This window comes from Aliiroseovarius sp. CAU 1755 (genome assembly GCF_054482655.1).
Map to the genome: position 1 here is coordinate 237,188 of NZ_JBTLRH010000002.1, position 23,274 is coordinate 260,461.

At 60.2% G+C, this 23,274-nt stretch carries 21 protein-coding genes; 15 read left to right on the forward strand and 6 right to left on the reverse strand.

Translation table 11 applies throughout. From position 1 onward, the window contains the following. Positions 1-49 precede the first annotated feature (49 nt). On the forward strand, positions 50-1,429 hold the full coding sequence (locus tag ACXYMP_RS08345; RefSeq protein ID WP_298565708.1) for an L-serine ammonia-lyase: 1,380 nt from the start codon (positions 50-52) through the stop codon (positions 1,427-1,429). A 3-nt stretch (positions 1,430-1,432) separates the two neighbouring features. Here the strand turns inward: ACXYMP_RS08345 and ACXYMP_RS08350 are convergent, their stop codons facing one another. Then, on the reverse strand, positions 1,433-2,095 hold the full coding sequence (locus ACXYMP_RS08350; protein ID WP_298565706.1) for a thiamine diphosphokinase: 663 nt from the start codon (positions 2,093-2,095) through the stop codon (positions 1,433-1,435). A 145-nt stretch (positions 2,096-2,240) separates the two neighbouring features. On the opposite strand from ACXYMP_RS08350, the gene ACXYMP_RS08355 reads away from it, so the two are divergent. Then, positions 2,241-4,475: a hypothetical protein gene (locus ACXYMP_RS08355; protein ID WP_458905614.1), complete on the forward strand. Its 2,235-nt coding sequence runs from the start codon at positions 2,241-2,243 to the stop codon at positions 4,473-4,475. A gap of 107 nt (positions 4,476-4,582) precedes the next feature. On the opposite strand, the gene ACXYMP_RS08360 is transcribed toward ACXYMP_RS08355, so the two are convergent. Next, positions 4,583-4,855, reverse strand: a complete 273-nt coding sequence (locus tag ACXYMP_RS08360; RefSeq protein ID WP_298565703.1) for a DUF2842 domain-containing protein — start codon at positions 4,853-4,855, stop codon at positions 4,583-4,585. Positions 4,856-4,869: 14 nt separating this feature from the next. After that, complete coding sequence (locus ACXYMP_RS08365) at positions 4,870-6,165, reverse strand: adenylosuccinate synthase (RefSeq protein WP_458905616.1); 1,296 nt, start codon at positions 6,163-6,165, stop codon at positions 4,870-4,872. A gap of 195 nt (positions 6,166-6,360) precedes the next feature. Between ACXYMP_RS08365 and secG the strand changes: the two genes are divergently transcribed. From secG to ACXYMP_RS08385, 4 genes are all read left to right on the forward strand, one after another. Beyond that, positions 6,361-6,735 (forward strand): preprotein translocase subunit SecG, encoded by a 375-nt coding sequence (secG, locus tag ACXYMP_RS08370; RefSeq protein ID WP_298565699.1) that lies wholly within the window; start codon positions 6,361-6,363, stop codon positions 6,733-6,735. 247 nt (positions 6,736-6,982) lie between these two features. Beyond that, the gene (locus ACXYMP_RS08375; RefSeq protein WP_298565698.1) at positions 6,983-8,626 is read left to right on the forward strand and encodes a CTP synthase; all 1,644 of its coding nucleotides are present in this window, start codon (positions 6,983-6,985) and stop codon (positions 8,624-8,626) included. Beyond that, the gene (locus tag ACXYMP_RS08380; RefSeq protein ID WP_458905619.1) at positions 8,623-9,300 is read left to right on the forward strand and encodes a hypothetical protein; all 678 of its coding nucleotides are present in this window, start codon (positions 8,623-8,625) and stop codon (positions 9,298-9,300) included. Before ACXYMP_RS08375 ends, ACXYMP_RS08380 begins: the two co-directional genes overlap by 4 nt. Before the next feature lie 101 nt (positions 9,301-9,401). Then, positions 9,402-9,857, forward strand: a complete 456-nt coding sequence (locus ACXYMP_RS08385) for a tellurite resistance TerB family protein (protein WP_298565696.1) — start codon at positions 9,402-9,404, stop codon at positions 9,855-9,857. Here ACXYMP_RS08385 and ACXYMP_RS08390 read toward each other — a convergent pair. Continuing rightward, positions 9,854-10,012: a hypothetical protein gene (locus ACXYMP_RS08390; RefSeq protein ID WP_458905621.1), complete on the reverse strand. Its 159-nt coding sequence runs from the start codon at positions 10,010-10,012 to the stop codon at positions 9,854-9,856. The two genes, ACXYMP_RS08385 and ACXYMP_RS08390, sit on opposite strands and share 4 nt — an antisense overlap. Before the next feature lie 148 nt (positions 10,013-10,160). Between ACXYMP_RS08390 and ACXYMP_RS08395 the strand changes: the two genes are divergently transcribed. The 7 genes from ACXYMP_RS08395 to ACXYMP_RS08425 all read left to right on the forward strand — a co-directional run bounded on the left by ACXYMP_RS08395 (position 10,161) and on the right by ACXYMP_RS08425 (position 17,202). Continuing rightward, complete coding sequence (locus ACXYMP_RS08395; protein ID WP_458905623.1) at positions 10,161-10,919, forward strand: ABC transporter ATP-binding protein; 759 nt, start codon at positions 10,161-10,163, stop codon at positions 10,917-10,919. Positions 10,920-10,968: 49 nt separating this feature from the next. Then, the gene (locus tag ACXYMP_RS08400) at positions 10,969-11,691 is read left to right on the forward strand and encodes a transporter substrate-binding domain-containing protein (RefSeq protein WP_298565692.1); all 723 of its coding nucleotides are present in this window, start codon (positions 10,969-10,971) and stop codon (positions 11,689-11,691) included. Positions 11,692-11,792: 101 nt separating this feature from the next. Further along, positions 11,793-12,677, forward strand: coding sequence for an ABC transporter permease (locus tag ACXYMP_RS08405; RefSeq protein ID WP_458905625.1), 885 nt, complete (start codon positions 11,793-11,795; stop codon positions 12,675-12,677). Then, on the forward strand, positions 12,674-13,480 hold the full coding sequence (locus ACXYMP_RS08410) for an ABC transporter permease (protein WP_298565690.1): 807 nt from the start codon (positions 12,674-12,676) through the stop codon (positions 13,478-13,480). The genes ACXYMP_RS08405 and ACXYMP_RS08410 overlap by 4 nt, the downstream gene beginning before the upstream one ends. Before the next feature lie 146 nt (positions 13,481-13,626). Beyond that, on the forward strand, positions 13,627-14,307 hold the full coding sequence (locus ACXYMP_RS08415) for a type 1 glutamine amidotransferase (RefSeq protein ID WP_458905628.1): 681 nt from the start codon (positions 13,627-13,629) through the stop codon (positions 14,305-14,307). Then, positions 14,307-15,686: a glutamine synthetase family protein gene (locus ACXYMP_RS08420; protein ID WP_298565687.1), complete on the forward strand. Its 1,380-nt coding sequence runs from the start codon at positions 14,307-14,309 to the stop codon at positions 15,684-15,686. The genes ACXYMP_RS08415 and ACXYMP_RS08420 overlap by 1 nt, the downstream gene beginning before the upstream one ends. Positions 15,687-15,984: 298 nt before the next feature. Further along, on the forward strand, positions 15,985-17,202 hold the full coding sequence (locus ACXYMP_RS08425; protein WP_458905630.1) for a DegT/DnrJ/EryC1/StrS family aminotransferase: 1,218 nt from the start codon (positions 15,985-15,987) through the stop codon (positions 17,200-17,202). Positions 17,203-17,230: 28 nt separating this feature from the next. Here ACXYMP_RS08425 and ACXYMP_RS08430 read toward each other — a convergent pair whose 3' ends face one another. Continuing rightward, positions 17,231-18,205, reverse strand: a complete 975-nt coding sequence (locus tag ACXYMP_RS08430) for a LysR family transcriptional regulator (RefSeq protein ID WP_458905632.1) — start codon at positions 18,203-18,205, stop codon at positions 17,231-17,233. Positions 18,206-18,266: 61 nt separating this feature from the next. After that, a complete protein-coding gene (locus tag ACXYMP_RS08435; RefSeq protein WP_458905634.1) occupies positions 18,267-20,318 on the reverse strand; it encodes a ComEC/Rec2 family competence protein in 2,052 nt (683 codons plus the stop codon). 183 nt (positions 20,319-20,501) lie between these two features. On the opposite strand from ACXYMP_RS08435, the gene gltX reads away from it, so the two are divergent. Together gltX and gltA are read left to right on the forward strand one after the other, a co-directional pair. After that, positions 20,502-21,908 (forward strand): glutamate--tRNA ligase, encoded by a 1,407-nt coding sequence (gltX, locus tag ACXYMP_RS08440; protein WP_298565682.1) that lies wholly within the window; start codon positions 20,502-20,504, stop codon positions 21,906-21,908. Positions 21,909-21,976: 68 nt separating this feature from the next. Continuing rightward, on the forward strand, positions 21,977-23,272 hold the full coding sequence (gene gltA, locus ACXYMP_RS08445) for a citrate synthase (protein WP_298565681.1): 1,296 nt from the start codon (positions 21,977-21,979) through the stop codon (positions 23,270-23,272). Positions 23,273-23,274 lie beyond the last annotated feature (2 nt).

Consider the following 23,274-nt stretch of genomic DNA (forward strand, 5'->3'; position numbering starts at 1 on the left):
CTTTTCCGATCGCCCAAGCTGTCCTGAATTCTTGCCGCGCGAGGTCATCATGTTTTTGTCCGTATTCGACATGTTCAAAGTCGGGGTCGGCCCCAGTTCGTCGCACACGATGGGACCGATGGTCGCCGGTGGGCGGTTTCTTGATCACCTGCGCGCTCAACCGTTCAAGGTGGCCGGGCTGCGCGCCTCATTGCACGGCTCACTCGCCTTCACGGGGGTCGGGCACGCAACCGACCGCGCCACGATCCTTGGTTTGGCCGGGGTTCTGCCGGACAGCTATGATCACGCCAAGGCCGAAGCCATATTGGCCGACATCGCGCGCACCGGAACGGTCAGCCCGAAGGGCCTTGGCCGCCTCGCCTTCGTTCCGAAAGACGATCTGATCTTTGACTACGAGACTGCCCTGCCCGGCCACGCCAACGGCATGCAGCTTATGGCGACCGACGCCCAAGGCGACGTGGTCGCGCGCGAGGTCTATTACTCCATCGGTGGCGGGTTCGTCGTCACCGAAGCAGAACAAGCGCGCGAGGCGGCGCTGGATGCGCGCGACGCAAAGGCACATCCCTATCCGTTCGAAACCGCGGTCCAGATGCTCGACATGGCCAAGGCCTCAGGCAACACCATCGCCCAGATGAAGCGCGAAAACGAACTTGTCCACCTTGACCCAGACGCCCTTGCCGCAGGGCTGGACCGCATATGGGGGGTCATGAATGACTGTATCGACCGGGGGATGGCCAATGACGGTATCCTTCCCGGCGGGCTGTTGGTGCGACGGCGCGCCAAAGCCATTCACGACAGCCTAATGGCCGAACAGGGGCTGAACCTGTCGGCCCCGCATACGATCAACGATTGGATGAGCGTCTACGCGATGGCCGTGAATGAAGAAAACGCAGCCGGCGGTCAGGTGGTCACCAGCCCGACCAATGGCGCCGCCGGTGTCTTGCCAGCGGTGGTGCGATACTGGCTGCATCATGTGCCCGGTGCCGCGCCCTCGCGCATTCACGACTTTCTGCTGACTGCGTCTGCGATCGGTGGGATCATCAAGCACAACGCCTCGATCTCTGGCGCCGAAGCCGGGTGCCAGGCCGAGGTCGGGTCGGCCAGCGCAATGGCCGCAGCCGGGCTGTGCGCCGTGATGGGCGGCACGCCGATGCAGATCGAGAACGCCGCCGAGATCGCGTTGGAACACCATCTGGGTTTGACCTGTGACCCGGTGCGCGGGCTGGTGCAAGTGCCCTGTATCGAACGCAACGGGCTGGGGGCGATCAAGGCCGTGTCGGCCGCGTCGCTGGCGTTGCGCGGCGATGGCACTCATCTTGTCCCGCTGGACGCCTGCATCAAGACGATGTTCGAAACCGGGCAGGATATGAGCGTAAAGTATAAAGAGACCTCGTTGGGTGGGCTTGCCGTGAATGTGCCCAATTGCTGACCGTCAGTGCCGACTGAGAGCGGCAATCGCCTGACGCAGCACTCCGCGCGGCAGAATCACCAACAGACCAGCCCGATCCGCCGCAAGCGTGACGCGCGGTGAGCCTGTTTCGTTCGAGGTTCCGATCGTTCCCCATGGTGCCATCGCCAAATCTTCGACCGGCCAGACCAGCCCTGTGCCCTGCGCGATTACCTGCGCCATTGGAAACAGTGACAGACGGGTGCCGACCGGCAGATCAAGCAAGATTTCACGCGACAGGTGAAAGCAGATATCCACCTCTCCGACCAGAATGGCGGGCTTTTCGTGTTGGCGCACAAGCGCATTATAGCAAGCCAATTCATGGTCCAAGCGACCGCCCATAAAGCCGACACCCAGTATAATGGGGGCCTTTACCAGCTCAAGCGCCTTGTCGAAATCGGTCCGATTCTGGTCTGGTGTTTCGTGAAACCGCGCCGCGCCGATTGTTTCGCGTGCTGAAACAGAAACCGAATCCATATCGCCCACAACCGCTGCCGGAACATGCCCCAATGCCAGCGCCTGATCCGCCGCGCCGTCCGCCGCCACCAGATTCGGTGCCAGCGTCAAACATTCGGAAAGATTCTTTGGGTTAACGTTTCCACCGCCCAGAAGGGTTACATTGTGTTCAAAATGTGGAAAATGATGCATTCTGCCTCAGTATTGTCTAAATTTCAGAAACTAAACACATTCCTGCCCGGAAAAAATACCGTGAATTTCGCGGTTTTGTTGAATTTCCCGAGACACCGCATGGTAAACATACTGTTGCTGGATCGGGGGAGAAAGCGAGTTACCTATGGTGAGCAATAGCAAGATTCTCACTGTATCCTACGGCACGTTTTCGTGCACGCTTGAAGGATTCGATGAACCCTTCGGCACGATGAAGTCGATTGCGGAGTATTTCCGCGATCTGGCAGCTGACGATCGCTACTTTGGTGCAGAGCCTCCGACTCCGGATGCTGAAATGCTACACCGTATCGCTGAACGCGAAGTGCAAAAGCGCGTCGAAGCCCGTGTCGGAGACGACGGTATTGTGTTGCGTCAGGAAGGCTCTGCCCTGCCCGCCGTGACCAAGACCGGTGCCACGCTTGTGGCAGGCGAAGCCCTGTTGGATACAGATCAGACCGACGCCGACGCACCCGTTGCGCCGGATGAAACGCCAAGCGCAGAAGCGCCGGTGGCCAAGGCGCCCGTTGCTGAAACGGCTGAGCGTGCTGAACCGCAGGCCGCCGCGCCTCAACCGGAGCCGGTCCCTGCACCGACTGCACCTTCTGTGCCCACGGCCGAGGCCATGCCTGACTTGGACGCCGACGCCGCGGCCGACAGCGCAGCCGCCAAGCTTCTTCGCATTCGCGCCGTTGTGAACGCTGAAGAAACCCTGGACGACTACGCCGAAGATGAGGACATCACGTCCTTCTTCCAGGACGAAGACGACACGGATGTGGATCAGATCGAAGACTCGCCGATCCCCGCAGCCGCTCTGGTGTCCGACACCAACGAAGACCTGGTCGAGCAGACCCCTGAGGCTGCTGTTGCAGCTGAAAACACCGTCACGGAGCAAGAAGCTGAAGCTGATGTTCAGGACAGTGTTCAGGCTTTGGCGCAAGACGACGACACCGAAGCCGGTCAGGACGACGTGTCCGATGACGCAGAGCGTGAGGTCGCAGATGATGCGTCCGAACCGCTTGTCCTGTCGGATGACGACAAGGTGAAACTGGACGATACCGATGACGATGTCGACGCTATCCTGTCCCAGATGGACACTTATGACGCGTCCGACGATGACAGCGACGAGGACTATGAAGACGAAGACGACACGCTGACATCTGATGACGAGATCGCCAATGTGCTGGAGCACGCGTTCGACGAAGACACAAGCGACGAAGATGACCCGGCGCCGCTGCGTCCGGTCGGTCGTATCGTCCATGTCAAACGCCTGCGCCGCGATGATGGCAAAGAAGCGATTGCGCTGGACACTGACAGTTCCGACCCGTCGTTGACAGACGAAGATGAAGAGGACTTGTTGGCTGATCTGGCCAAGGCCCAAGAAGACAGCGCAGCGGACGACACCGCATCAGGCGAAGACGCCGGTGAAGATGTGGACGCCGAGGCACTTTTGACGCTGATCGACCGCGAAGTGAAAACCGGAGAGCGCCGTGACCGCCGCGAACAGGTTTTTGACAACGGCGCTGCTGATCAAAGCGATGAAACGCTGAACCGTATTCTTGCCGAAACCAACGACAAGATGGGCAGCCAGGAAGTGTCGCGTCGTCGCAACTCGATCGAGCATTTGAAGGCCGCTGTTCAAGCCAAACGTGCCGACGAAGATGCAGGCGAAGATGACAGCGAAGGACTGGACGAAGACCAGTATCGCGAAGATCTGGCGCGCGCCGTGCGCCCGCGTCGTCCGGGCCGGGCAGATGCCGAACACGCCACGCGCCGTATGGCTCCGTTGGTGTTGGTGTCTGAACAGCGTATCGACGAGGCGCCGACAGAAGTGGCCGCGTCGCCCAGTTCTGACGAGCCAGTCAAACCCGCCCGTGTGGTGCGCCCGCGCCGGATCAATCGTGACCAGTTGGGCGCCACCGAAGCATCGGACGGCACCAGCGCAAAGGACGATGATGCTGCCGATGAGGTGGTTGGCGCGGACCACAGCGACGATCTGGCCCATGACGACTTGCGCAAAGCCATGGTGGAGGACGACAACGTCGCCGCCGCTCGCTCGGCCAAGAATGACGCCAATGTCGAAGCTTTTGCCGCCTATGTGAATGGCGCAGATGCCTCTGACATGACCGGTCTTCTGCATGCCGCCGCCACCTTCCTGTCTGAAGAGCAGGGCGTGACAGAATTCAGCCGTCCCAAGGTTTTACACCTTGTGATGGGACTGAACGTCAATGGCGGTATTTCACGCGAAGAAGGCTTGCGTGCTTTCGGGCGCTTGCTGCGCGAAGGACGGATCGTGAAGCTTGGTCGCGGCCGTTTCTCGCTGGCCGACAGTGCCAAAAAAGAAGGCGGTCGCCAGACGGCCTGATCGCAAACCACACTGAAAAACAAAAGGGGCTCCGTTTCGGGGCCCCTTTTTTGGTTGGGGGCATGCGCGAGGTTCGCGTCTTCGCCCTGTCGTCTCGCTCTGGCCGGCTAGTCCTTGTCGTCGCCCGCCCCCGGATCAACCGGGTCATGCGGATAGCTGTCAGGGTCTGCGTCCGGATCAGCCTTGCCCACCCCCAGAAACACCTTGCGCAGCGGGATCATCCACAAAAACCCCAGCACAATGTAGACCAGCAGTTCCAACAGGATCGGCGGGCGGTCAAACATGCCCACCACCGACACTGCGGCGAGAATATAGAGCGGCAGTCCCACCAGCAAAACCAGCAAAGACAAACGCTTACGTGCTTTGTATCCCAATGCCATTTACCCGCGCCCGATCAATCGGCAAACGGGTCGGTGACAAGAATCGTATCGTCACGTTCGGGGCTGGTGGACAAAAGAGCGACCGGGCAGTCGATCAGTTCCTCCACCCGTTTCACGTATTTGATCGCGTTGGCGGGCAGATCATTCCAACTGCGCGCGCCTTCGGTCGTTTCCGACCAGCCGGGCATTTCTTCATAGATCGGCGTGCAGCGCGCCTGTTGATCCGACGCGGTGGGCAGATAGTCCATCCGCTTGCCGTCCAGCTCATATCCCACACAGATTTTCAGCGTCTCAAACCCGTCCAGAACGTCGAGCTTGGTCAGCGAAATCCCGGACACACCCGAGGTGGCGCAGGTCTGGCGCACGAGGGCGGCATCGAACCAACCACAGCGGCGCTTGCGCCCGGTCGTGGTGCCAAATTCATGGCCGCGTTCGCCAAGGCGTTGGCCGTCCGCGTCGTCAAGCTCGGACGGGAACGGGCCTTCACCCACGCGGGTCGTATAGGCCTTCACGATGCCCAACACGTAGTCGATCGAGCCAGGGCCAAGGCCCACGCCCGTCGCCGCCTGCCCGGCGATCACGTTGGACGAGGTCACAAAGGGATAGGTGCCGAAGTCAATGTCCAGCAGAGCGCCTTGCGCCCCTTCAAAAAGGATACGCTTGCCCGCCTTGCGTTTCTCATTCAGCACTTTCCAGACCGGCGCGGCAAAGCGCAGGATCTTCGGCGCGACCTCCTTCAACTGCGCAATCAGGGCGTCGCGGTCGATCGCCTCGATCCCCAGCCCCTTGCGCAGCGGGTCGTGGTGTTGCAGCGCACGGTCAACACGCGCTTCCAGCGTTGTATCATCGGCCAGATCGGCCACGCGGATCGCTCGGCGGCCAACCTTGTCTTCATAACAAGGGCCGATCCCGCGCCCGGTGGTGCCGATCTTGGTGCCCTTGCTGGCGGCCTCTTCGCGCGCGCGGTCTAGTTCGCCGTGGAACGGCAGGATCAGCGGCGTGTTTTCGGCGATCATCAGGGTCTCGGGCGAAATGTCGACGCCTTGCTTGGTGATCGTCTCAATCTCGTTCAGCAGGTGCCAGGGGTCCAGCACGACGCCATTGCCGATCACCGACAGCTTGCCACCACGCACAACGCCGGATGGCAAAGCGTGCAGCTTGTAGACCTCGCCTTCAACGACCAGCGTGTGGCCCGCATTGTGACCGCCCTGAAAGCGCGCGATCACATCGGCACGTTCGCTGAGCCAGTCAACAATCTTGCCTTTTCCTTCATCGCCCCACTGGGCGCCTACAACAACGACATTCGCCATGGTCTTTTTCCTATCAAAAAGAAAACCCGCACTGGTCATAGCGGGACTAGCCCCTGCGGGAAAGCCGAAAACCGTGAATGGCGTGACAAAGGGCATAAAGGGCAGAATCCAGACGCGCGCCTTCTTGCGCCCCCCCCGCTTTTCCCCTACATAGCCCCGCAGATCAAACGAACCCCAGCCACGGAAGCGTCGCTTATGGAAAACGTCATCCTCGTCATTCACCTGATCCTGGCGCTCAGCCTGATCGGGATCGTGCTTTTGCAGCGCTCCGAGGGCGGTGGCCTGGGCATCGGCGGCGGTGGCGGCGGTGGCGGCATCATGTCGTCGCGCGGGGCTGCCACGGCCTTGGGCAAGTTGACCTGGCTGTTTGCCATTGCGTTTCTGGGCACCTCGATCACATTGACGGTCATTGCAGCCAAGAATTCGGCCGACAGTTCGGTTATTGATACGCTTGGGCTTGAAGCACCGGTCGCTCCGGATACGGACGCGCCTGTTACGCCTGACGTCACGGACCTGCTGCCCCCGACAGGCGGTGCCGACGATAGCCTGACCCCGCCACGCGCAGACTAAAGCGTTTCGAGACCAAGTTGTGTCACAACTTAATCTCAAAACGCGCTAATACCCACAATACCTTGAGGAGGGGCGGATTTCCTGCCCCATCATCTTGCGATCCGGTTGCGCGGGGCATCGGAATCGGTTATCTCTTTAACCCCGTGGAAAGCGGATTCGCTGGGGCCTTTTTTGTGGCCGTTTCGCGAGTTCGAGAGCCAATAATCTAAGGCGCCTTTGCGCCGGTTTCACGGGGGCAGCCTGACGCATGGCACGTTACATTTTCATCACCGGTGGTGTTGTTTCTTCATTGGGCAAGGGGCTGACCGCGGCGGCCCTTGGCGCGCTGTTACAGGCGCGTGGGTATTCGGTGCGGATGCGCAAGCTTGACCCTTACCTGAACGTCGACCCCGGCACGATGAGCCCGTTTGAGCACGGCGAGGTGTTCGTCACCGATGACGGCGCGGAAACCGATCTGGACCTTGGTCACTATGAACGGTTCACCGGCGTCGCGGCGCGCAACACGGACTCGGTCAGTTCCGGGCGCATTTACACAACCGTTTTGGAGAAAGAGCGGCGCGGCGATTATCTGGGCAAAACCATTCAGGTGATCCCGCACGTCACCAACGAAATCAAAGACTTCATCGAAATTGGTGATGACGAGGTCGATTTCATGCTGTGTGAAATCGGCGGCACGGTCGGTGACATCGAAGCCCTGCCCTTTTTTGAAGCGATCCGCCAGTTCAGCCAAGAACGCCCGCGTGGCCAGTGCATCTTCATGCACCTGACCTTGTTGCCGTTCCTTGCGGCCTCGGGCGAATTGAAGACCAAACCCACCCAGCACTCGGTGAAGGAACTGCGCTCAATCGGCATCGCGCCCGACGTGTTGGTTTGCCGCGCCGAACACACCATCCCGGAAAAAGAGCGCGCCAAGATCGCGCTGTTTTGTAACGTCCGCCTTGACGCTGTGATCCCGGCCTATGACCTGAAGTCGATCTATGAGGCCCCGATGGCGTTTCACCATGTCGGTCTGGATCAGGCCGTGCTGGATGCGTTCCAGATCGCCCCCGCCCCCAAACCCGACCTGCGTCGCTGGGAAGATGTCGAAGACCGCATTCACAACGCCGAAGGCGAAGTGCGCGTGGCCGTTGTGGGCAAGTATACCCAGCTAGAGGACGCCTATAAGTCAATCAAAGAAGCCCTGATGCATGGTGGCATGGCCAACCGTGTCAGGGTGCGTCTTGAATGGGTCGATGCAGAGTTGTTTGGTCAGGAAGACCCCGCGCCTTATCTGGAAGGGTTCCACGCCATCCTTGTGCCCGGCGGCTTTGGCGAACGCGGCACCGAAGGCAAGATCAGGGCCGCGCAATTCGCCCGTGAACGCAAGATCCCCTATCTGGGCATATGTCTGGGAATGCAGATGGCGGTGGTCGAAGCGGCCCGGAATGTGGCAGGCATCACCGATGCCGGGTCAGAAGAATTTGACCACGAGGCCGGTGAAACCCGCTTTACGCCAGTTGTCTATCACCTCAAGGAATGGGTGCAGGGCAACTACAAGGTCAAGCGCGCGGTGTCCGACGACAAGGGCGGCACGATGCGACTTGGCGCCTACACGGCAACCCTAAGCGAAGGGTCGAAAGTGGCGCAGATCTATGGCGACACGACAATCGAAGAACGCCACCGTCACCGCTATGAGGTGGACACGAAGTATCGTGAGCAGTTGGAAAGCTGCGGTTTGAAGTTTTCCGGCATGTCGCCTGATGGGCGCCTGCCCGAGATCGTCGAGTGGGAAGACCACCCATGGTTCATCGGCGTGCAGTTCCACCCGGAACTGAAATCCAAACCGTTCGACCCTGCCCCCCTGTTCGCCGATTTCGTGCGCGCCGCGAAAGAGGTCGAGCGCTTGGTATGATCCGGGCGCTTCTGGCAGGAGCGATCCTTGCCGCGCCCCCCGCGCTGGCAGGCAGCGTGACCCCGGTTGAATACGACGATATGGCCGCGCAGTTGTCCGGCCATGTTGATTTTGAGAGCTACCCAACCCTGCCCGAACCTGGGCTGGCGCTGACGGGTCCATTGGTCTTTCCCGGCCTGTCCATTGGCGCAAGGCTGCGTGGCCAGTCCATTGAGTCGACCGACGGGTTCGAACTGCTGACCGGCCAGCCCACCCTGCCGCTTATCGCGGATATCGGCGGCAAGGCTGCGGTTCTGGCCGTGGCCTTCCACGCAGGTTTCGGATCAACTGCGGGTTTTCCCCTTGGACCGGACGGGTTTGCACAGCGGTCCGGGCGGGGCGAAGGGGCGTTGGCCTTTGTCTTTGACGGCACGATCACGGGCTTTGCGCTGAAACTGCATGCGGATTATGCCGACCCGCTGGGCGCGCGCCCACAACCGGGGCCTGTCATGCTGACCTTCTTTGCCCCGTCAGGCCATGAAACCGCGCGCCATACCGTTACCCCTGCACATGGTGTGACGAAGATCGCGGTGCAGGTCACACCGCCCGCTGCGGCGATCACCCTGACGCACCGCGATCCGGGCGGGATTGCCATTGACGACATCCGCTATTCTTTAGACAGTCCGGGCAGTTGACACGTTGCACCGGCCCATTGCACGGCCCGCTGACGCAAAGGTGACTGGCCCCGGTGCCACAACAGTCTGGTTTTTTTCGACGTATCGCATAGGTTTCCCCCATGATCCGATCCCTTCTTGCCAAACTCACCCAGCCCGCGCCTGACCCGTTTGACGATGCAGATGCCCGGTTGGCAATCGCCGCCCTTCTGGTGCGCCTTGCCCGGTCCGATCACCAATATGAAACGGCTGAAACCGACGCGATCACCCATATCCTGTCGCAACGTTATGGCTTGTCGCAGGATGACGCGATCGAGCTTCGGCGCGAGGCGGAGCTTCTTGAGGAAGCCGCCCCCGACACGGTGCGCTTCACCAACACCGTGAAAGAAGCCGTACCGCTTGAGGACCGCCTGTCGGTGGTCGAAGCCGCGTGGTCCGTCGTGTTGGCAGATGGCACGCGTTCGGTCGAGGAAGATGCCCTGATGCGCATGATCCCTCGCTTTCTGGGCATCACCGACCTTGAAAACAATCACGCCCGCTTGCGGGCAGCCGAATTGATTGAGGCCGATCGGGCCTAGGCGCGCGCCAAAGCTGCCAACTGCTCTGGCCCAGCACACCAGATTTCGCCGCAGTCCTTCGCGGCTGAACGCGATGCGCCAGATGCAGACATGCAGCCCGGCGCATTCAACTCATGCGCGCAGGACAGGCGCAAATTGTCGGTTGCACCGTCCATTCGCCCTGATTTACGTGACTTCCCCGCCTTTTCGCCGTTGCAATTCATGTCAAATTGCGCCCTACTCCGATGTCACATCACTTGTTTACCGTCAGGTTCCTACGTGCCACTAGACACAGCTGCCCAAAAATCCTCAGACACGTCCCCCGTGATCGAAATCCATGATCTTCACAAGAGCTATGGGGCGCTTGAGGTCCTCAAGGGCGTCGATCTGGTGGCGGAGCGGGGGCACGTGGTGTCCCTGATCGGGTCGTCCGGCTCTGGCAAATCGACGTTGCTGCGCTGTGCCAATCTGCTTGAAGACAGCCAGCAGGGCGACATCCTGTTCGAAGGCGAGCCGATCAAGTGGCGCGGCCATGCCATGCACCGCCATCCCGCTGACCGGGCTCAGGTGACACGCATTCGCACAAACCTGTCGATGGTGTTTCAGCAGTTCAACCTCTGGTCCCATATGACCATTTTGCAAAACGTGATGGAGGCCCCCGTTACCGTGTTGGGGCGCGACAAGGCCGAGGTTGAAGAAAAAGCACGCGCCTATCTGGCGAAAGTGGGCATTGGCGACAAATGCGATGTCTGGCCTGCTCAATTGTCGGGCGGGCAACAACAACGTGCCGCGATTGCGCGCGCGCTGTGCATGGAGCCAAAGGCGCTGTTGTTTGACGAACCCACCTCGGCGCTTGATCCCGAACTTGAACAAGAGGTCGTCAAGGTCATCCGGGATCTGGCGTTCGAAGGCCGCACAATGGTGATCGTGACCCACGACATGCGACTGGCCGCGGATGTATCGGACCATGTTATCTTTCTGCATCAAGGCCTGATCGAAGAAGAAGGCCCACCCGAAACCCTGTTCGGGTCGCCCAAAAGCGAGCGGCTCCAACAGTTTTTGTCAGCCACCCAATCGAGCTGACCTGTTCAACAACAAAGAAACCAAACAACACCACTAAGGGAGTAAACCAATGAAAAAGCTGATCCTTTCAACCGCAGCACTGGCGCTTACCGCCGGCTTCGCTATGGCGGACAACCACGGCAAGACCGTGCGTTTGGGCACGGAAGGTGCCTATGCGCCGTGGAACTTCGTGAACGATGCCGGCGAGATCGACGGCTTCGAACGCGAGCTGGGCGACGAGCTGTGCAAGCGCGCCGAATTGACCTGTGAATGGGTCAAGAACGAATGGGACACGATCATCCCCAACCTCGTTTCCGGCAACTATGATGCGATCATCGCGGGCATGTCGATCACCGACGAACGCGACGAAGTGATTGACTTCACCCAACCCTACACCCCGCCAGATCCCTCGGCTTATGGTGCGATGTCGGCTGATGTCGACCCGGCAACTGGCGTTGTTGCAGCGCAAGCGACCACCATTCAGGCGGCGTTCGTGGCGGAACAGGGCTGGACCCTTGTCGAGTTTCCGACACCCGAAGAAACTGTCGCGGCCGTAAAAGGTGGCGAGGCCGATGCGGTTCTAGCCGACAAGAGCTTCCTTGACACCATGGTCGGTTCGGACGGGTTGGTGATGCTGGAGCGGATGGAAATGATCGGCGGCGGCGTCGGTATGGGTTTCCGCGAAAGCGACACCGAACTGCGCGACATCTTCGATGCGGCGATCCAGTCCATGAAGGACGACGGCACGCTGAACACGTTGATTGCCAAGTGGGAAGTCGCTTCGCAGTTCTAATATGACCCTTTGGCTCGCGCACATCTGTTGCGCGGGCCATCCCTGCCACCCGGTCCGAGACGGACCGTTCAAGGTGGCACGATCCCCAACCGGTATCTGCAATGTTTTCCTACTGCTCTGATCCGTCGACGCTTGAGGGCCTGAGCTGGCTCAGCTGCTACCTCACCACTGGCAAGCATATGGGGTTCTATGGCTCGTTCGTCACGGTCATCGTGCTTTTGCTGATCACCGCACCGGTCGCGCTTTTGTTCGGCTTTGCAGGGGCCGCCGCCGCACGGTCGCGGTTCCTACCGCTCAGCCTTTTGGGCAAGACCTACACGGCGATCGTGCGTGGCGTGCCGGACATCGCGTTTTTCATGTTCTTCGTTATCGCGCTGGATCAGGCGTTCGAATACCTGCGCCACAAGGTCAAGTGCCCCGATTGGTCGGAACCAATTCGTCAGGGCAGTGATTTCGTGGTCTGCACGCAGGCCAAGTTACCCTTGTCCACCAGCCCACAATGGGTGCACGAAACCTATGGGTTCTCGCTTGCGGTGCTGACCTTTTCCATCGTGTTCGGCGCGTTTGCCGCCAACGTCCTTTTCGGTGCCATGCGGGCCGTTCCGCGCGCCCAGCTGGAAACCGCAGAAGCCTATGGCATGACCCAGCGCCAGACCTTTTGGCGCATCCTCGTGCCGCAGATGTGGGTCTATGCGTTGCCCGGCCTGTCCAACCTTTGGATGATCCTCGTCAAGGCGACACCGCTTCTGTTCCTGCTGGGGGTTGAGGATATCGTCTATTGGGCACGCGAACTTGGCGGCACCAAGACGGCGCGCTTTTCTGATTATCCGCATGGCAATTGGCATGCGATCTATTTCTTCGGTCTGCTTGTGTTCTATCTGATGCTGACCTCGGTCAGTGAACGGGTCTTCAAACGGATCTCGGCCCGCTTGTCGCATGGACAGGCCACCGCCGCCGGTGAAGCCCAAAGAAAGGCCGCCCAATGAGCTGCCTTCAAACCATTCAGGACTATGCGCTGCGATCAGTTGGCATTGGTGAGCGGCTTCTGCCCCGGGAAGATTTCACCCTGTGCGAGCAGATCACCCTGATCGGATCAGGCATGATCTGGAACATCTATTTCGGGCTGATCGCGATTGCGTTTGGCTTTTTTGCCGCAACCGCCGTGGCGCTGGCCAAGAACAGCCAGCTCTATTGGCTGCGTAAACCGGCCGAATTCTTCGTTTACGTGTTTCGCGGGTCGCCCTTGTTCATCCAGATGTTCTTTGCCTATGCGCTTTTCGTGGTGCTGAAACAGAGCCTTCCATTCCTCGCGCCGTTTACCTCGGCGTGGCTGGGCGCAGCACTTGTGTTGTTTCTGAACACCACCGCCTATACCGCCGAGATCTTCCACGGTGCGCTGCAATCAATCCCAAAAGGTGATCTGGAAGCTGCTGACGCCTATGGCATCACGGGGTGGACACGGTTCAAACGGATCGTATGGCCGTCAATGCTGCGGCTGGCTTGGCCGGCCTATACGAACGAGGCGATCTTTCTGTTCCACGCGACCGCACTGGTCTATTTCTCAGGCTTTCCGGTCTGGCAGCAGCGCGGTGACGCTCTTTATTATGCAAGCTACTTCGCCGACAAGACGTTCAACCCGTTCATCCCCTACCCCATTCTGGCCGGGTTTTTCATCCTGCTGACCTTGGTGGTGATCACGGTTTTCGGAACAATCGGAAAACGGTTGAATCGGCACTTGCCGCAAGCGGTTATTCGTCGTCCCGGGTTCATGCGCACGTTGATGCGGTAGCGGTCCGCCATCGCACATGGCCCCTTCGCAAGCACCGAGATCCAGTCCCACCAAGGGCATGAATGCGACCTTTGATTTTCCCCTCTTGCCCCGATCGAGTGGCTCGGATAATGTCCAAATCATAATTTGATCAAATTTGGTGACTCATGAGGATCGGTATCCTTCAAACCGGCCATTCTCCCGATGAAGTGCGCGACGAACTTGGCGACTATGGCCAGATGTTCACCCGCCTGCTGGACGGATATGGCTATGACTTCACGACCTACAGCGTCGTTGATGGCGACTTCCCCAGCGGACCTGATGCAGCAGATGGTTGGCTGATCACGGGGTCGAAACACGGCGCCTACGAAGACCACGACTGGATCGCGCCCCTTGAGGCGTTGATCCGCCAGATTCGCGATGCGGGGCGCCCATTGGTGGGCGTATGCTTCGGCCACCAGATCATTGCGCAAGCGCTTGGCGGCAAGGTTGCCAAGTTCGATGGCGGCTGGGCGGTCGGGCGGCAAACTTATGACATCGACGGTGAACAGATCGCTTTGAATGCCTGGCACCAGGACCAAGTGGTTGAACTGCCCGAAGGGGCGCGCGTCTTTGCCAGCAATGATTTCTGCGCCAATGCCGGGTTCATGATCGGGGACCGAATCATGACGATTCAACCGCACCCGGAATTCACAGCCAAGATGATCGACGCGCTGATCCAACACCGCGGGCGCGGCAATGTCTCTGACGACATTCTGAACGCCGCTCAAGACAATCTATCCCAACCCGTGGACGCGCCGGCATTTGCCGACCGAATGGCCGACGTGTTGAACAAGGGAGACAAGTAATGGACACGACCAAGCCAAATTCCACGTCGTGGATGAAGAACCTGCCCGAGGCCGCACAAGAATATCTGGACGGCAAACGGCTGGACGAGGTCGAATGCATCATCTCGGACCTTCCAGGCATCGCCCGCGGCAAGGCGGTTCCGGCCCGCAAGTTCGCCCGTCAGGACTATTTCCACCTGCCCGACAGCGTGTTCTACCAAACCATCACAGGCGACTGGGGCGAAGCGGCCGGCGACGAAGGTTTTCTGGAACGCGACATGACGCTGAAGCCGGACATGTCCACCGCCACAGCAGCCCCCTGGACCGGGGACTGGACGCTTCAGGTGATCCATGACGCGTTTGATCGCAACAACAAACCGATCCCGTTCAGCCCACGCAACGTGCTGCGCCGCGTGGTCGAGCTGTATCACGCCCAAGGGTGGGAGCCGATCGTTGCGCCCGAGATGGAGTTTTATCTGGTCGCCCGCAACATCGACCCGGCCGAGAAAATCAAGCCGATGATGGGCCGCTCGGGTCGTCCTGCTGCGGCGCGTCAGGCTTACTCGATGACGGCTGTCGACGAGTTCGGGCCGGTGATCGACGATATCTATGATTTCGCCGAAGCCCAAGGGTTCGAGATTGACGGCATCACGCAGGAAGGTGGCGCCGGTCAGCTTGAGATCAACCTGATCCATGGTGACCCGATCAAGCTGGCGGACGAAGTGTTCTATTTCAAACGCCTGATCCGCGAAGCCGCCCTGCGCCACGATTGTTTCGCCACCTTCATGGCCAAGCCGATCGCGGAAGAGCCGGGGTCGGCGATGCACATCCACCATTCGGTGTTGGACATTGAGACAGGCGAAAACATCTTTGCAGGCCCGCAAGGCGGCGACACCGATGCTTTCTTCCACTTCATCGCGGGGATGCAGAACCACCTGCCCAGCGTGGTGGCGGTGCTGGCGCCCTATGTGAACAGCTATCGACGCTATGTGAAAGACAACGCCGCGCCCATTAACCTTGAGTGGGGCCGTGACAACCGCACGACGGGGATCCGTGTGCCGCTGTCTTCCCCCAAGGCACGACGGGTCGAAAACCGCATCGCCGGGATGGATTGCAACCCCTATCTGGGGATCGCTGCCAGCTTGGCGGCCGGTTATCTTGGCCTGATGGAAGAAAAGCGCCCGAAAGCGCTATACAAGGGTGACGCCTACGAGGGCGAAGAAGATATCCCGCGCGATCAGGGCTATGCGCTTGAGCTGTTTGACGAAGCCAAGCAAATGCACGAGGTGCTGGGGCCGGAGTTCGCACGCGTCTACTCCATCGTGAAGCACACCGAGCTTGATGAGTTTTTGCAAGTCATCAGCCCGTGGGAGCGTGAGCATCTTTTGCTGAACGTCTAATACTTGAAGGGCTGGGCGCGTTACGCCCGACATGGTCGCAACTGCCCAGCCTGCCCCTATATTCGACACAAGCGTCACCACAGCCGTTTGTCCGACGCCGATGGCCTTGGTCCGCGCAAGCTCGGCGCTCGGTGATGGGCTATCATAACCACAAGCCCCCGATCTTCCTCATCGAACTCACAGGGAACGGGGGCGATATGGTCTGGTTTTCCGTAGCATTTTGACCTACAGATAATCCGAAGAAGAGTTTCGGCAATTCTGAAATGTTCGAATCTCGCCCATTGAGCAGGACCAGGACATGACCCTCGCCCCGAATGTCTATGACGCCGAACCCATCCCCGACGCCGCACGAGCCGAGATTGACCGGCTGCTGCAATCCGGGGACTTGTTCCGGTATACCGCCCCTGAAGACGCGCCCGTTAGCTTGCTGGAAGCTGAGTTCGCCGAATTGATGGGGGCAAAATACGCGTTGGCTGTGGCAAGTTGCTCGGCCGCGCTGTTCTTGTCGCTGAAAGCGCTGGACCTTCCGCGCGACGCGAAGGTCCTAATCCCTGCCTTCACATTTGCCGCCGTGCCAAGCGCGATCGTGCATGCGGACTGCCAGCCTGTTCTGGTAGAGGTTCAGGACAACTACCGCTTGGATATGGCCGATTTTGACCGCAAGCTGACCGATGATATCCATGCCGTGATCATCAGCCACATGCGCGGTCACACCTCGGACATGGATGCGATCATGGCGCTGTGCGAGGCGCGCGGCGTGCCGGTCATCGAAGACGCGGCGCATTCGTTGGGCACGTTGTGGCATGGCCGCAAGATTGGGACGATTGGCAAGATCGGCTGTTTTTCGTTTCAGTCCTACAAGATGCTGAATGCCGGCGAGGGCGGGATTATGATCACCGATGACGCCGATTTGATTGCGCGTGCCGTCATCATGTCCGGCGCCTACGAGCACAATTGGAAAAAGCACAAAGGCCCGCACGGCGACAACACACCAGCGTTGGAAGAGGCCTTTGCGCGCTGGCAAAACCAACTGCCGCTCTACAACACGCGGCTGTCAAACCTGTCGGCGGCGGTCATCCGCCCGCAACTGCCCGAGCTTGCGCGCCGGGTCAGAGATGGTTTGATAAACCACGATTATGTGGCCGCAAAGCTGAACCAGAGCCCTTGGATCGACGTGCCCCCTGCCCTGCCAGCTGAAACCCGCGCGCCTGATTCCATTCAGTTCAACCTTGTCGGCATGAGCGATGACGACACGCTTGCCTTTCAAAGTGCGGCGAAGGCGCGCGGCGTGTCTGTTCAGGTCTTCGGGATGAGCACCGACAATGCGCGGGCCTTCTGGAACTGGCATTTCATCGGGGATCAGGGTGACTTGCCCCAGACACGCGACATGCTGATGCGGGCTTGTGACACGCGTCTACCGGTGCGTCTGAAAAGACCAGACCTGGACTTCATCGCCGCGGCGCTGGTCGATGCCGCCGCCGAGGTCAAATCAGCAAAGGCTGAAACAGCCGCCTGACACCCGCACCCAGCGCTGGGCCAGACTGTCAGGATTGTTTCCCCAGCAGCCGCACACCATCGCGCAGCCAGGGAAATTCCTTCTGTGCGGGCTGAACGACCAGATCATCCAGAACTGCAGTCAGGCGTCGGGCCATGTCGCGGGGCAAATCGCCCAGCACATCCTGACGGGCCGTCAGGTTGATGCGGCGGGTGAAGGGGGCAAAGGGCAGCGGGATCAGATCGGCGGCGGCGCGAAAGCGTTGCGCGCGGAAAAAGCCAAGCGGGGTGATAATGGTCCATCCTGCACCTGCCGCCACCATCGCCATGATGGCGTGATAGCTGTCCAGCTCGAACCGGTTGTCCAGTCGCAGATTCTGGCGCGCCAGATTGGCCGAGATTACCCGCCCCATATGGTGTCGCGCCGTGTATTGCACCAACGGCAGGGCGCGCAGCACCTCCATCGGGTCGGCTTGACCGATCGCTCCCTTGGGCACGGCGGCGACGAAGGGTTCTTCCATTACCGGATGCACCTCCATCCACGGGGCCGAGGCACCGGTGTCGGCAGCGACGATCACATCCAGCGCACGGGCATCCAGTTGGTCGTGCAGCCGGTGCGACGCGCCGGTTTCCAGCAAAAAGCGCGTTCCGTCCAGATCGGCCGCCATGTCCGACAACAGGCGGGGTGTCACGTCTGCGTCGAAATCCTCGATCATGCCAAGGCGCAACCGCGACAGGTGCGACATCGCCCCAAGGGTCAGTTCGGCGCGCGCCTGCTCAGCCTCGTTCAGGATTGTCTGCGCGCGCTTCAAAAACAGCCCCCCTGCGGGCGTCAGAGCCAAGGGGCGTGCGGATCGGTCCACCAACAGGGTGCCCAGCGCAGTTTCAAGGTTGGTGAGTTGCTGGCTGACGGATGACGGGCTGACCCCCAGCCGTCGCGCCGCCACCGAAATCGAACGCTCGTCGGCCGCAGCGACAAACACCTCGACCCCCCAAAGGGTGATCCGTCCTGCTGTTTCGACCATGGTGCGCTCCTTTCACGAAACGCTAGGGGCTTTGCGCGCGCCGGGCAACAGGCATCGGTGCCTATCTGGTCCATAGTCGGTCCCCGGTGCGTGACACTGTTGTTTCAACGCGAAAACCGCCGGGTTCGGGCCAAAGGGCGACGGCACCCGTCTTGGCCAGCCCGGCCCTGTCCAGAAGGACACACCCGGCAGGCGCATCGGCTTTGCGCCACGCGGACAGGATCACCAGATCGGCTTGGGCGCAGGCGCGTGGCAGTTGCGCCTCGGCGCCCCGGCCGCTCAGGTGGACAAGTCGCAATCCGTCAAGGTCTGCGCGCAGAAAGCCCTTTTCACCATCGAACCCCGGACGGGCAGATGCCGCGTCCTGGTCCGCAGCGTCGCCATCGTTCTCGAGCCAAGATCGGGCTGCAAAACCTTCACCCTTGGGTTTCGACAAGGCCCGGCCCGATTTGGTCATCACACCAACCAAGCCACCAGAGGCGCTGACCAGAAGTGGCGGGCGTTCGGCCTGCATCCATAGAACCAAGGCCAACCCCAGCGGGACAAGACCGACAAGCCGCTCCTTACCGACCAGAAGTGTGACGAGGATCCCACCCACCGCCACGCAAGGCAGCACAGCGTCAGGTGGGGCCACGACCTGCCCAATGGCTCCGTCCAGCCCGGCCACGAGGCCTGCAACCCAGATGATCCAGTCGATGGGGGGGCCCATCGCCTTGACCGGCACCCAGCCAAGCCCCAAAGGCGCCAGCACCGCAGAAAGCACCGCCAGCGGCATGATCAATGCACCCATAACCGGCACCGACAGCAGGTTTGCCACCAGCCCGAAGTGGCTGACCTGATTGAAATGCGCGGCGCCAAAGGGTGCGGTGGCCAGCCCCGCCACGGCAGACGAGATGACCACTGCCAGAATGGGCCGCGCCCATTTCGGCGCGCGCCGGGCCGTGTCGCTCTTTGCGCGATCGCGCAGCCAACCGAACACCGCAACCAGCGCCGTCGTCGCGGCAAAGGACATCTGGAAACCGGGTTCGGTCAGGGCTTCGGGGTGCAACACCAAAACGATGATCGCCGCCATCGCGACCGCGCGCAGGGTCAGGGCGCGACGGTCAAACAATATGGCGACGAACATGGTTGCCACCATGATGAAGGCACGTTCAGTTGCGATGTTGCCACCCGACAGCGCCAGATAGAAGGCCCCGGAGGCAATCGCCACGACCGCGGCCAGCTTCTTGACCGGATAGCGCAACGCGAGCCAAGGCCAAAGCCCGAACATTATTCGCAGGGCTTGAAACACGAACCCGGTCAATAGCCCCATATGCAGTCCGGAAATCGCCAGAAGGTGGGCCAGATTTGACCCTCTGAGCGCTTGCAGCGTGGTCTGGCTCATGGCCGACCGATCCCCTGTGGTGATCGCTGCGGCAAAGGCGCCGGTTTCACCCGGCAACACGCTGCGCACCCAAGCCGAGATGTCTTGCCGCATACGTGTGACGGCCAACACTACGCCACGCTTTGGCTTGGCAAGCAACAGCGCAGGCACGCGGGTATAGCCCACCGCTCCGATGTCGCGAAACCAAGCCATGCGCTGGAAATCAAACCCGCCCGGTTCGACGGGGCCGTTAGGACCGGACAAATGAGCCGTGAGCGCCACGCGCTGGCCGATTTCAGGGGTCAGAAACGCTTGGTTGCCATGCAAGGACACGCGCACGCGGCGGGGGTGTTTCCAGGGTGCCACATCGTCAAGCCTGACGTGATCGAGGGTCAGGCGCACCGCATCAGATTGCGACCTGTCGATGGTAACGATGCGGCCTTCGACCGGACCGTAGTAGCGAAAATCCAGAACCGGCGCAGCCACCCAATGCGCACGCGCACCCGCCCAGCATGTGCCAAAGGCGACCAAACCAAGCGCGACCGCCAAGGGGCCGATGCCCCATGGGCGCAGCCATGCCAAAACAAGCGCCACCACCACGGTGGCGATCAGCAGCCCATAGGCGGTGGGCCCAAGTTCTTGGGGCGATGCAAAGTAGAGCCCGATCCCCAAACCCAGACACAGCGGCGCCCAATTCAGCAGCCGCCCGCGTTCTTCTTCGATACGCGTCAGGATCTTCTGGACCAGCACCCTTGTTCACGGCCTCCGTATTTCGTAAAGCGATGGGGAATATACCCGAACCGCGCCACTCCCTGACAGGCGCCCGGCCCGTTGCGGTCTGTTGGCTTGTCAGTGTCTCGCGGTCTTGGGCAGACACCCGAAACGCTTTCATACCTGCTTAACTCCTGCATGGTTTCCAAAAGGTTAACGTCCATGGCACCGACCGATCAGATCGTCACCCGTTTCGCCCCGTCCCCGACTGGATACCTGCATATCGGGGGGGCCCGCACTGCGTTGTTCAACTGGCTTTTCGCCCGTGGCCGCGGCGGGAAGTTCCTGCTGAGGATCGAGGACACCGACCGCGCCCGGTCAACGCCCGAGGCGACGTCGGCGATCCTGAAGGGTATGGAGTGGCTTGGTCTTGACCATGACGGCGAGGTGATCAGCCAATTCGACCGTGCCGACCGCCACGCCGAGGTTGCGCATGAGATGCTGGCGAACGGCCATGCCTATAAGTGCTTTGCCACGCAGGACGAAATTCAGGCGTTTCGCGACGATGCGCGCGCAGCTGGGAAATCGACGTTGTTCCAATCGCCGTGGCGCGACGCGGACCCCGCGACCCACCCGGATGCGCCTTACGTGATCCGCCTGAAAGCCCCGCGCGAGGGGGCAACGATCATCGACGATGCTGTTCAGGGCAATGTCACCATCCGAAATGATCAGCTCGACGACATGATTTGTTTACGGTCTGATGGCACACCCACTTACATGCTGGCTGTTGTCGTTGACGATCACGATATGGGCGTGACCCATGCCATTCGGGGGGATGATCACCTGAACAACGCCGCACGTCAGCAGCTTGTTTATCAAGCCATGGGTTGGGATGTGCCGGTTTGGGCGCATATCCCACTGATCCACGGCCCTGACGGCAAGAAACTGTCCAAACGCCACGGCGCGTTGGGGGTCGAGGAATACCAAGCCATGGGCTATCCCGCCCGCGCGATGCGCAACTATCTGGCGCGTCTGGGGTGGAGCCACGGGGATGACGAATACTTCACCGACGCGCAGGCGTTGGAGTGGTTTGACCTGAAGGGAATCGGCAAAAGCCCAGCGCGGTTTGACTTCAAAAAGCTCGACAACCTATCGGGGCAACACCTCGCGGCGATGGACGATGCCGAAGTGATGGCCGAGCTTGAAGCTTTTCTGGCCGCAATCGGGCAAATCCCTTTGCAACCGCAGCAACGTCAACTTTTGACAGATGCGATGTATGTGTTGAAAACGGGGGCGAAGACATTCCCGCAACTCCTTGAAAAGGCAAGCTTTGCAACCGCGACCCGCCCCATCGAACAGGACGAGAAAGCAGCAAAGGCACTGGATGAAGTATCCCGTGGTATACTGAAAGAATTGACGCCGCAGCTGCAAAATGCTAGCTGGGATCGCAACACGCTGGAAGGGATCCTGAACGAGCTTGCCGAAGCTCACGGGACCAAGTTTGGCAAACTGGCTGCTCCCTTGCGGGCAGCCCTTGCCGGTCGCGCCGTGACCCCAAGCGTTTTTGATATGATGCTTGTTCTTGGCCGTGACGAAACTGTTGCCCGCCTTGAAGATGCAAGCGCATAGAACAAGCACACGCGTCCGACCCATCCGGGGTGGACGCGGATAGATACGAACACGAAGGGAATAAATAGATGGCCAAACCGACCGGAACTGCAAAGCTTACCTTTGGCGACAAAGATCTGGAGCTGCCGATATATTCGCCCACGGCGGGCCCCGACGTGATCGACATCCGCAAGCTGTATGCAAAAGGTGACGTGTTCACCTATGACCCTGGCTTCACCTCGACGGCAAGCTGCGATTCGACAATCACCTTCATCGACGGCGACAAGGGCGAGCTGCTGTATCGCGGCTATCCGATCGACCAGCTGGCCGAGAAATCGCATTACCTCGAAGTGTGCTTCCTGCTGCTGTATGGTGAACTGCCGACCGAAGCTGAACTGATCGATTTCGAAAGCCGCGTCACCAACCACACAATGGTGCACGAGCAGATGATCAAGTTCTTCACCGGGTTCCGCCGTGACGCGCACCCGATGGCGATTATCACTGGCGTTGTCGGGGCAATGTCCGCCTTCTATCACGACTCGACCGATGTGAACGACGAATGGCAGCGTGAAGTCGCCGCGATCCGAATGATCGCCAAACTGCCCACCATCTGCGCGATGGCCTACAAGTATTCCGTCGGACAACCGTTCGTTTATCCGAAAAACGATTTGGATTACGCCTCGAACTTCCTGCGCATGTGCTTTGCCGTTCCGTGCGAGGAATACGAGGTGAACCCGATCCTGTCGAAAGCGATGGACCGCATTTTCACCCTGCACGCTGATCACGAACAGAACGCCTCGACCTCGACCGTGCGTCTGGCCGGGTCGTCGGGTGCCAACCCGTTTGCCTGTATCGCAGCTGGCATCGCTTGTCTGTGGGGGCCAGCGCATGGCGGTGCGAACCAAGCCTGCCTTGAGATGCTGCGTGAAATCGGTTCGGTCGACAACATCCCGGAATACGTGGCCCGCGCCAAGGACAAGAACGATCCGTTCCGCCTGATGGGCTTTGGTCACCGCGTCTACAAGAACTTCGACCCACGTGCGAAGGTCATGAAGGAAAGCGCAGACGAGGTTCTGGGCCTTCTGGGCATCGACAACAACGAAACGCTGAAAGTCGCGAAAGAGCTTGAGCGCATTGCGCTGGAAGACCCCTATTTCGTTGAGAAGAAGCTGTATCCGAATGTCGATTTCTATTCGGGCATCATCCTTGAGGCCATGGGCTTCCCCACCTCGATGTTCACACCAATTTTCGCGCTGTCGCGCACCGTTGGGTGGATTTCGCAGTGGAAAGAGATGCTGGGCGATCCGGGCCAGAAAATCGGCCGTCCGCGCCAGTTGTATCTGGGCGAAACGCTGCGCGACTATGTGGATGTTGCAAAGCGCTAAGA